This window comes from Pseudoalteromonas sp. CR1, assembly GCF_019392235.1.
Lineage (GTDB): Bacteria > Pseudomonadota > Gammaproteobacteria > Enterobacterales > Alteromonadaceae > Pseudoalteromonas.
The window spans coordinates 1-3,021 of the sequence record NZ_JAHXRM010000034.1 but is presented as its reverse complement, the minus strand read 5'-3'; the positions used below and the strand labels follow the sequence as shown (position 1 = coordinate 3,021).

At 49.5% G+C, this 3,021-nt stretch carries 1 rRNA gene; it reads right to left on the bottom strand.

Going from position 1 to position 3,021, the window contains the following annotated elements:
- Positions 1 to 110: 110 nt before the first annotated feature.
- Positions 111 to 2,997, bottom strand: a 23S ribosomal RNA gene (locus KZZ04_RS18375).
- Positions 2,998 to 3,021 lie beyond the last annotated feature (24 nt).

The following is a 3,021-nucleotide window of genomic DNA, read 5'->3' as shown; positions in this document are numbered from 1 at the left end:
AATTTGGAAAATATCTGATAATATTTTTTAAGTTTCTAAGTATCTATCTACTTTAGTTATATTAACTTCTTCGCTTGTTTCACTATCACATAAAACGCGTTTGGCGTTGTATGGTTAAGCCTCACGGGTAATTAGTACAAGTTAGCTTAATGGCTCACACCACTTCCACATCTTGCCTATCAACGTTGTAGTCTTCAACGGCCCTTCAGAGACTTTAAAAGTCTAGTGAGAACTCATCTCGAGGCCTGCTTCGCGCTTAGATGCTTTCAGCGCTTATCAGTTCCGAACGTAGCTACCGGGCAATGCCATTGGCATGACAACCCGAACACCAGCGGTTCGTTCACTCCGGTCCTCTCGTACTAGGAGCAACCCCTCTCAATTCTCAAACGCCCACGGCAGATAGGGACCGAACTGTCTCACGACGTTCTAAACCCAGCTCGCGTACCACTTTAAATGGCGAACAGCCATACCCTTGGGACCGACTTCAGCCCCAGGATGTGATGAGCCGACATCGAGGTGCCAAACACCGCCGTCGATATGAACTCTTGGGCGGTATCAGCCTGTTATCCCCGGAGTACCTTTTATCCGTTGAGCGATGGCCCTTCCATTCAGAACCACCGGATCACTATGACCTACTTTCGTACCTGCTCGACGTGTCTGTCTCGCAGTTAAGCTGGCTTCTACCATTACACTAACCGTACGATGTCCGACCGTACTTAGCCAACCTTCGTGCTCCTCCGTTACTCTTTGGGAGGAGACCGCCCCAGTCAAACTACCCACCAGGCACTGTCCGTAACCCCGATTCAGGGGCCAACGTTAGAACATCAAAACTACAAGGGTGGTATTTCAAGGACGACTCCAACAAGACTAGCGTCTCATCTTCAAAGTCTCCCACCTATCCTACACATGTAGGTTCAATGTTCAGTGCCAAGCTGTAGTAAAGGTTCACGGGGTCTTTCCGTCTAGCCGCGGGTACACAGCATCTTCACTGCGATTTCAATTTCACTGAGTCTCGGGTGGAGACAGCGTGGCCATGGTTACACCATTCGTGCAGGTCGGAACTTACCCGACAAGGAATTTCGCTACCTTAGGACCGTTATAGTTACGGCCGCCGTTTACCGGGGCTTCGATCAAGAGCTTCTCCGAAGATAACCCCATCAATTAACCTTCCGGCACCGGGCAGGTGTCACACCGTATACGTCATCTTGCGATTTTGCACAGTGCTGTGTTTTTAATAAACAGTCCCAGCCACCTGGTCACTGCGGCTCCCGTCCGCTTAGAGAGCAAGTCTCATCACAGATAGGAGCGTACCTTCTCCCGAAGTTACGGTACGATTTTGCCTAGTTCCTTCACCCGAGTTCTCTCAAGCGCCTTAGTATTCTCTACCTGACCACCTGTGTCGGTTTGGGGTACGATTCGGTATAATCTGAAGCTTAGAGGCTTTTCCTGGAAGTATGGCATCAGCAACTTCATCACCGTAGTGACTCGTCTCGTGTCTCAGCCTAACAGCAACCCGGATTTACCTAAGTCACTAGCCTACTCACTTTCACATGGACAACCATCGCCATGCTTGCTTAGCCTTCTCCGTCCCCCCATCGCAATTATACCAAGTACGGAAATATTAATCCGTTTCCCATCGACTACGCCTTTCGGCCTCGCCTTAGGGGTCGACTTACCCTACCCTGATTAACATGGGATAGGAACCCTTGGTCTTCCGGCGTGCGGGTTTTTCACCCGCATTATCGTTACTCATGTCAGCATTCGCACTTCTGATACGTCCAGCATGCCTCCCGGCACACCTTCAACCGCTTACAGAACGCTCCCCTACCACTCAGAATAAATTCTGAATCCGCAGCTTCGGTGCATAGTTTAGCCCCGTTACATCTTCCGCGCAGACCGACTCGACCAGTGAGCTATTACGCTTTCTTTAAAGGATGGCTGCTTCTAAGCCAACCTCCTGGCTGTCTGGGCCTTTCCACATCGTTTCCCACTTAACTATGACTTTGGGACCTTAGCTGGCGGTCTGGGTTGTTTCCCTCTTCACGACGGACGTTAGCACCCGCCGTGTGTCTCCCGGATAGTACTTTACGGTATTCGGAGTTTGCAAAGGGTTGGTAAGTCGGGATGACCCCCTAGCCTTAACAGTGCTCTACCCCCGTAAGTATTCGTCCGAGGCTCTACCTAAATAGATTTCGGGGAGAACCAGCTATCTCCCGGTTTGATTAGCCTTTCACTCCTAGCCACAGGTCATCCCCTAACTTTTCAACGTTAGTGGGTTCGGTCCTCCAGTTGATGTTACTCAACCTTCAACCTGCCCATGGCTAGATCACCGGGTTTCGGGTCTATACCTTGCAACTATTCGCCCAGTTAAGACTCGGTTTCCCTACGGCTACCCTAATCGGTTAACCTCGCTACAAAATATAAGTCGCTGACCCATTATACAAAAGGTACGCAGTCACCCAACAAGTGGGCTCCTACTGCTTGTACGTACACGGTTTCAGGTTCTATTTCACTCCCCTCACAGGGGTTCTTTTCGCCTTTCCCTCACGGTACTGGTTCACTATCGGTCAGTTGGGAGTATTTAGCCTTAGATGATGGTCCACCTATATTCAGTCAAAGTTTCACGTGCTCCGACCTACTCGATTTCACTTAAAATGTCTTTTCATGTACGGGACTATCACCCTGTATCGTGGCACTTTCCAGAGCCTTCCATTAACACATAATAAGCTTAAGGGCTGTTCCGATTTCGCTCGCCGCTACTTTCGGAATCTCGGTTGATTTCTTTTCCTACGGGTACTTAGATGTTTCAGTTCTCCGCGTTCGCCTCGTTAACCTATGTATTCAGTTAACGATACCTGCAAGCAGGTGGGTTTCCCCATTCGGAAATCCTAGTCTCAAGTGCTTTTTACTAGCTTGACTAGGCTTATCGCAAGTTAATACGTCCTTCATCGCCTCCAACTGCCAAGGCATCCACCGTGTACGCTTAGTCACTTAACCATACAACCCAAACGGGTCTTTGTT